We start from the raw sequence: 7,651 nt of genomic DNA on the forward strand, positions 1-7,651 counted from the left end.
CATCCCGCGATCGAGCGGATCTCCGCTTCGGTTGGCGGAAGCGGCAAGCCATCAGAACTTCGGCGATGCGGACAAATCATCATCCACCGCCGCGCGACCTCATTGTCGCTCCAGGTGGCAACGACGTCTGGCCGTGTACGGAGAATCAAGTGAATGTGATTTGATAGCAAAGCGAACCCAAGAAGATCAACTCCAAACGCCTGGGCGAACTGTATCAAGTGTTGCTCGATCCAAACTTTGCGATGGTCAAAGTTTTTGCCGGTAAAGGGATCATTGCCCATCAAGAAACACCGGCGGACCGTCCGACTACAGGTGTGTGCGATTGCAATTTCGTCGGGATCAAAAACTTCCGATCGCGTTAAACGAGCCATCATCACACCTTGTTCAGACAGAAGGAGTTTGCAGGCAGAAGGAACTGATGAGCTTATCAATCAATCCTTCGCGTGAACTGATCAAAAGTCAACCCCCAACAATTGGGCTCTGTCCCTCGGGAAGGAGTGCAGTCGGATCGTTGCCCCCCTGGAATTAAGCTCTGTCCCCGTAAGGAGCGGTCCCCGTAAGGAGCGGTCCCAGGACTTGTTGCCTCGCCCACGACGTGCGCGAAATATGCTGAGCGAAACACGTTGTGTCCCTGGGTAAGAAAGAAGGGTGACGCGGGTGCGGAACAGCTTGAGCTTGCCTTTCGAAAGACTAGCGAAGTCGAACGAGGCGGACCTCGCCGCTGTCACAGCGACGGAGCCCCTCGAGTGTCCTGACTAGTAACGCACCGTCATCCGCGATGCCCTCAACGGTGCCTTCGCTGTCGAAGCCGCGATCACGAAATGTGATCCCTTTGTTTGTCAAATAACATCGCGACCGGAATTCGGCCAAAATCTCATTGGGTGATTCTTCAATCGACGCAACGATCTCGACTAATTCTCGGACGATTGGATCGAACAACTCAAACCGCGTCGCCATACGCCCGGTGGCCGAAAACAAAGACTGCGGCGATGCGGCACCAAGAGTATCGATCTTCGGTTGCTCGTTGATATTCACCCCAATTCCGATCACAACGCGGTCGGGCGTCGCTTGGTTGGTCTCAATCAATACCCCCGCGACTTTGCCGCCGGCGAGATAAACATCGTTGGGCCACTTCAAGTACGCTCGCACCGGCGCGAACAAGAATTCGATCGCACGCGCCGTCGCCAATCCAGCGGCTAACGACAGCAGGCCCCGTCGATCGGCGGCGAGCAAGTCGAATGCAACGGTGAGCGAAAACGTCAACGCATCGTCACTGCTAAGCCACGAATTTCCTTGTCGACCTCGCCCCGCAGTTTGACGATCGGCAATGTACAGTCGCGGCAAACTATCCTGTAACACTTTGTCTTGCGTCAACTCGCTCAGTGCATCGGAATTGGTCGATGGCGTGCTGTGGCGATACACCGCTGACGCACAAATGCGATCGTCCAACAACGACTGCACGACTCGCATCCCACTGGGGTCCACATCCTGATCGGCCTGAATCATCCGAGCACCCATAAACTCATCGAAGCCAAAATCAACAGAATGACCACGATCTGCCACGCTTTCAATTTCGAACTGACGACGGTATTTTCAGAAAACTCTTCGCGAACATACTCGTCGTAGTCAAAGTCATCATCGGCATCGATTTCATCCGATTCTGTCTTCCACCCATCCTCATCACTGCTGCCGCAATGTCGACAGAACTTCGCTCGATCGGGTAACTCGGCGCCGCAGTGAGGGCATGCAAAGGTTGAATCGTCTTTCACTTCGGTGCTGCAACAATCGAGGAATCCGGTATTTTTCCCAAACAAGCCGGGAATCAAGGAACCACCAAGTGGTGTAGATTAGTGAGTGACGAACATTCCGATAACCCCGCTGTCACTCGTAAGAATACACTGCCTGCTGTAAATCGGGCCGTTCTCCGGTCATTCACGCGGGCATCCGGCAAAGTAATGAATCAAGACTCGACCCCAGCCGAATCGCGACTGCCTGATCGACCGTTGTCCGATTCGCTGGGCCGAGTTCACACCAGCGCCCGACTGAGCGTTACAGATCGCTGCAATCTACGCTGCTCTTATTGCATGCCAGAACTCGACGCGACGTTTATGCCTCGCGATCACCTGCTGACCTTTGAAGAACTGCACCGACTCACTGAACTTTTGGTCACCCGATGCGGCATCAATGATGTTCGATTGACTGGTGGCGAACCGCTGGTCCGCCGTGAATTGGACCGTTTTGTTGCCATGCTCAGCGGGATTCCTGGGCTGACCGATTTGTCGCTGACAACCAACGGGATTTTGCTGCCCGCACAAGCCGAAAAATTAAAAGCCGCTGGACTGAAACGGCTGAACATCAGCATCGATACGCTTGATCGCGAGCAATTCAAAAAGCTGGCCCGCCGCGATTCGCTCGACGAAACGATCGCGGGAATCGAGGCGGCAATTCAATGCGGTTTCGAGTCGATCAAACTAAACGCGATTGCGATCCAGGGAATCACCGAACGCGAATTCGTCTCGCTGATCGAGTTTGCTGCCACCAAAGGAGTCGTGATTCGCTTCATCGAGTTCATGCCACTCGATTTTGATCGAGCATGGCAACGAGACTCGGTGCTAAACGGCGACCGCTTGTTAGGGCTGATCGAACAGCATTTTGGAACCTTGATCGCGCAACCACGTGAGACGCCATCCCAGCCAGCGGAACGATTTCGCTTGCCCGAGGGTGGAAAATTCGCGGGCGCCGAGATCGGGATCATTCGCTCGGTGTCGCAGCCGTTTTGCCAAGCCTGCAACCGACTGCGAATCACCGCCGATGGATCGATCCGAAATTGCTTGTTCGCAAGTGACGAATCGCCAATTCGCGACTTGCTTCGCGGTGGTGCCAGCGACGATCAACTGATCCAAGTCGTACGCGATTGTGTGTGGCAAAAGAAACCGAGCCATGGAATCGATGGCGATGGATTCTCGCCGCCGCCGCGGGCGATGTACTCGATCGGTGGATAAAAAGCAAAACCGGTTCCAACACCAAACTGCATGTCGATTTGCACGCCGCCAAAGCACCTTTCCTCACGTCGCCTCCCTCCCCATAACGATGGTCCCCATACCGATACCGATGACAAAATCTTAAAACCCCCTCTCACCTATTCTGACACCGACCGAGCAATTAAAGTATCTCACCATGAACAAAGACATATTCAAACTTGACGATGATGTGGCCGCAGTGATTGGCGGCACGGGCGAACTTGGCGGCATGATGGCCGAGGCACTCGGGGCTTATGGAGCCAAGGTGGCTGTATTGGGGCGGAACCCCGAACGCGGTAACGCCCGGGCTCAAAAGATCATTGACGGCGGAGGCGAAGCAAAGTTCTTTGCCGCGGACAGCCTCGACCCCAACGCTCTTGCTACGACTCGCGACGCGATCAAAGCGTGGGCCGGCTCGCCGACTTCGGTGCTGGTCAATGCGGCAGGCGGAAACCGTCCCGATGCCACGATCCCACCCGGTGGCGATTTCTGCAAATTGCCTCAGGAAGCGTGGCGTGACGTGTTCGACTTGAACCTCGTCGGCGGCTCGCTGCTGCCGTGCCAAGTGTTCGCTCCAGACATGATCGAGGCGAAAGTCGGCAGCATCATCAATATCGCCTCGATGTCAGGCATGATCCCACTTTCGCGAGTCGTCGCGTACTCCGCAGCCAAAGCAGCGGTCATTAACTTGACCCTGTGGTTGGCTCGCGAATGGGCAACCACTGGCGTGCGTGTTAACGCGATCAGCCCCGGATTCTTTCCAGCGGAACAGAACCGCAAACTGCTGTTCAATGAAGACGGCAGCTACACCGAACGCGGCGGTCAAATCATTGGCCACACACCAATGGCGCGCTTTGGTAGCGCCGAAGAATTGGCGGGTGCAGTCGTTTGGCTTGCCAGCCGCAAGGCATCGTCGTTCGTCACCGGACAAAACATTGCCATTGATGGTGGATTTGCCTCCGTCACCATTTAGCGAACCGTTCGCATATCCCAGCACACACCTAGCAACCGCGTTCGCAAGGAACGTGGTCGGCATCCATGCCGGTTCCTTTCCCATCCCCCTCAACGAGCCGCCCAAATGATTGAGCTTCGAAACGACGCCAAATACTCTCTCGTCATCCCCACCAGCATGGGAGTTCGGCTGACGCCGGCTGACCACCAGCCGTTTCACTGCAGCGACACCTTCAAGATGCAGGGCACTAGCGCGGAGTCGAACGTCGGCAGCATCGCGTCGTTCCTCGGGATGCCCGTCAAAATTTTGACGGCATTCGTCAAAGACAGCCCCATCGCGCGGTTCATTAAAGACGACTTGGCTCGTCGCCACATGGATTACGAAGGCCCCGAGTTCACTCAAGACACGCCGTGGGGCGTGCGGCACCAAATCAACATGGCCGATAGCGGATGGGGCTCGCGTGGACCGCGAGTTCAAAACGACCGAGCCGGCGAAGTCGGACGCAAGCTAAACGTAAAAGATTTCGACTTGCAGCGAATCTTCGGCGACGAGGGTGCCAAGATCGTTCACATGTCAGGGCTGATCGCGGCATTGTCCGAAGAGACCAGCGAGTTCTGTCTAGAGATCGCTCGCGTCGCCAAAAAGAATGACGCTCGCATCTCCTTCGACCTCAACCATCGCGCGTCGTTCTGGAAAGGCCGCGAGGAACTGCTATCGAAGCAGTTCAAAGAAATCGCCAGCCTGTCGGACATCCTGATCGGCAACGAAGAAGATTTTCAGTTGTGCTTGGGCGTCGAAGGCCCTGAGGCCGGCGGCAAGGGCATCGCCGCCAAAATCGAAGGTTTCAAAGGCATGATCAACCGCGTCAAGCAGGAATACCCCGATACATCCCTGTTCGCCACGACGCTTCGTGAAGTCGAGAGCGCCAACTCGCACATGTGGGGCGCAATCGTTTCGCACGGCAAAGAATTTAGCGTCATCGAGCCCCGCCAAATCGGCGTCTTCGACCGCATCGGTGGCGGCGATGGTTTCGTCGGCGGGCTGCTTTACGGCGTGCTCAAAGGCTGGGACGCAGACAAGAGCTCGCAGTTCGGCTGGGCCACTGGCGCCCTAACGGCAACGCTGAACACCGACTACGGACAACCTGCCGATGAAGACCAAGTCTGGAGCATCTGGAAAGGCAACGCTCGCGTCCAACGATAGACGCCAAGCGTCAACCTGAAGATTCAAAGGCGAGGTTCGTCAGCAAACAAGCTGGCAACCTCGCCTTTTTTAGTGCATTTTTTCGAGATGCCGTAGGGCCGGTTTGCAAATAGCCGGTGGGAACCGGCCCTACATCCCTTCACGACCAATGACACAGCCGCTCGCGACGCCTCGCTACTTTACGATCACGTCTTTGGCACCGTCACCGTCGCCGTCGCTGGATGTGTCGCCGGCAGGTTTGGGCAACTCAAGAACGGGCTCGCCCCAATCGGCTTCGTACATTTCCTTGCACGCTTCGCATTTGATCTCCGTCGCAAGCTGCTTGTCGTCAATCACGACCGCTTGGTCACAGTGCTTGCAGTGCACCCGCACATTGCCTGGCTCGGCAACCAACGCAGCAAGATGCCCTTGTGTTAAATCGGCAACCTCGATGTCTTCGGGCTCGAGCGTTGTCAGCAACTTACGATCCACTTCGGTCAAAGTCGCCAAACGATTTGCCAAGCGGCGGACGCTTCGCTCGAAACTGTTACGCGACGTGCGTCCGTTTCCAAAGTGACGATCCCGAGCGATGTACAAATACGTGAACCCGCGAAGCAGTCGTCTCCGCGATTCGGTTGGCAGAGCGTATTTTGACTTTCTCGCGATCAGCTCAAAGATCCGGCACAATGCTTCGGGTGGATAATCATCAAAGTGCATCGTCGTCCCGACGCGTGAACTCAAGCCTGGGTTGCTGCGAATCATCTTTCGCATTTCGACGGGATATCCCGCCAGGATCACAACCAAGCGATCCCGCTGATCCTCCATTCGCTTTAGCAGTGTCTGCACTGCTTCGCGGCCATATTGGTCTTGTCCGTCTTCGTCAATCAACGTGTAGGCTTCGTCGATAAACAGCACGCCATCTAGTGCCTCGTCGATTTTCGCATTCGTTTTCGGCCCGGTTTGCCCCGCGTATTCGGCGACCAATCCGCTGCGATCGGTTTCCACGAGGTGCCCTTTTTCCAAGATTCCCAGCGCCCCGTAGATATCGGCGATGATCCTCGCCACCGTTGTCTTACCGGTTCCTGGATTGCCAACAAACGCCATGTGCAAGCTGGGCCGCGTCATCGGCAGCCCTTCTTTCTCACGCTGCGATTCCATCTTTAGAAAGTTCGTCAGCGTTTGGATCTGGTCCTTGATCGCATCAAGCCCGATCAGTTGGTCGAGCTTGGCTCGAGCTTCGGCCAAACGTTGCTCGGGAGTTCGCTCATCGACCGGTTCCGCCGATTTCGAGGCTGGCTTAACGTCCGATAGGGGAGGCGACGTGGGTGACGTACCGCCCGGCCCCGCCGTGGGCGTCGGCTTCTCCGCTGCGGTGACACTCGCACCGCCGCGCAATCTTGCCGCTTCTTCACGAAGCCACACCAGAGCATCGCGAGCGGCGTCGGTATCCGCTTGACTGTTCCGCTCTTCAGGCTCGTATTCGCCGACAACCTCTTTCATCTGCGCACGCATTGTCGCAAGGTTTGCGTTATCCGATTCGCTCGTTTCTCCGTCGACCGAAACCAGCAAATTTGCCATTCGCATCACGAGTGTCTCGAGCTCACCCCAGCGATCTCGCAAGGGTGCCAGCTCGGCGAAGGGACGAACGAGATCCTGCCATTGGAAGTCCGCCGCAGCGGAAATCAGCCAATCGACCGCCTCGTGCAATTGATGCCCCATCACGGACTTGCCCCACAGATGTTCGAGCAAAACACGGCCGAGCTGACGCTGCTCGATCGTGCGACTGTCGGTCGTGGGGACCACGGCGGCAAACACTTTCATCAGCAACCCTTGGTGCAGATCATCCATCTGCTGGGCGATCGCCGCCGCGTCCGCATCTTCGCCATCGAGCCATGCATAGGAACCACGAACCCGTTGGCCGCTTTCGACATACAAAGCCTTCGTTTCCTGAATCGCTTCGCGATAAAGCCGAATCGATTCGATGATTTGGTCATCCGAAAGTCGTGACATAGATCTGTTCGCATCCAAAGAGAGAGGAGTCCGATTGCAAATCATCTTAGCGGAATCGAAACACCAATGCAGACGGATTGACGGCGCCGAAATCAGAGCGGCAAACGACGACTAATTTCTAGCGGAGCGACTCTGAAAAAGGGCGACTTTGCAAACGAAAAAAGCCCGCCTGCAAATCAATGCGGGCGGGCTTTCGTTTCTTTCAAACCGACTCGGGCGTGCTTACGCGCCGACGGGCAACTTGGCGCTCTTGACCGTCGTGATGATTGCACTAGCAACCATGTACGGGTCAGCGTTGGATGCTGGACGACGATCTTCGAGATAGCCCTTCCAGCCCTTTTGGACGGTCACGATTGGAATACGAATCGATGCACCACGGTCGGAAACACCGTAGCTGAACTTGTCGATCGATTGAGTTTCGTGAAGACCGGTCAAGCGTTGATCGTTGTCCGCACCGTAAACGTCGATGTGGCTCTTGATACGTGGC

General features: G+C 56.1%; 6 protein-coding genes and 2 pseudogenes. 3 read left to right on the top strand and 5 right to left on the bottom strand.

All coding sequences use genetic code 11. The annotated features are described in order from the left end of the window. From ABX962_RS24450 to ABX962_RS24460, 3 genes and pseudogenes are all read right to left on the bottom strand, one after another. Window positions 1-374 (bottom strand): annotated as a pseudogene (locus tag ABX962_RS24450) (hypothetical protein); the annotation flags it as partial. Window positions 375-690: 316 nt separating this feature from the next. Beyond that, window positions 691-1,506 (bottom strand): biotin--[acetyl-CoA-carboxylase] ligase, encoded by an 816-nt coding sequence (locus ABX962_RS24455; protein WP_372723172.1) that lies wholly within the window; start codon window positions 1,504-1,506, stop codon window positions 691-693. Further along, the gene (locus tag ABX962_RS24460) at window positions 1,503-1,826 is read right to left on the bottom strand and encodes a zinc-ribbon domain-containing protein (RefSeq protein ID WP_372723174.1); all 324 of its coding nucleotides are present in this window, start codon (window positions 1,824-1,826) and stop codon (window positions 1,503-1,505) included. The genes ABX962_RS24455 and ABX962_RS24460 overlap by 4 nt, the downstream gene beginning before the upstream one ends. Before the next feature lie 129 nt (window positions 1,827-1,955). On the opposite strand from ABX962_RS24460, the gene moaA reads away from it, so the two are divergent. The 3 genes from moaA to ABX962_RS24475 all read left to right on the top strand — a co-directional run bounded on the left by moaA (window position 1,956) and on the right by ABX962_RS24475 (window position 5,175). Continuing rightward, the gene (moaA, locus tag ABX962_RS24465; RefSeq protein WP_372723176.1) at window positions 1,956-3,002 is read left to right on the top strand and encodes a GTP 3',8-cyclase MoaA; all 1,047 of its coding nucleotides are present in this window, start codon (window positions 1,956-1,958) and stop codon (window positions 3,000-3,002) included. Between the two features lie 175 nt (window positions 3,003-3,177). Next, entirely contained in the window at window positions 3,178-3,993 is an 816-nt protein-coding gene (locus ABX962_RS24470; RefSeq protein ID WP_372723178.1) for an SDR family oxidoreductase, read from the top strand. Between the two features lie 105 nt (window positions 3,994-4,098). Continuing rightward, window positions 4,099-5,175: a sugar kinase gene (locus ABX962_RS24475; RefSeq protein ID WP_372723180.1), complete on the top strand. Its 1,077-nt coding sequence runs from the start codon at window positions 4,099-4,101 to the stop codon at window positions 5,173-5,175. Window positions 5,176-5,349: 174 nt separating this feature from the next. On the opposite strand, the gene ABX962_RS24480 is transcribed toward ABX962_RS24475, so the two are convergent. After that, complete coding sequence (locus tag ABX962_RS24480) at window positions 5,350-7,164, bottom strand: AAA family ATPase (RefSeq protein ID WP_372723182.1); 1,815 nt, start codon at window positions 7,162-7,164, stop codon at window positions 5,350-5,352. Window positions 7,165-7,386: 222 nt separating this feature from the next. Further along, window positions 7,387-7,651, bottom strand: a pseudogene (locus tag ABX962_RS24485) (glutamine synthetase); the annotation flags it as partial.

This window comes from Novipirellula sp., assembly GCF_041583735.1.
GTDB lineage: Bacteria > Planctomycetota > Planctomycetia > Pirellulales > Pirellulaceae > Novipirellula.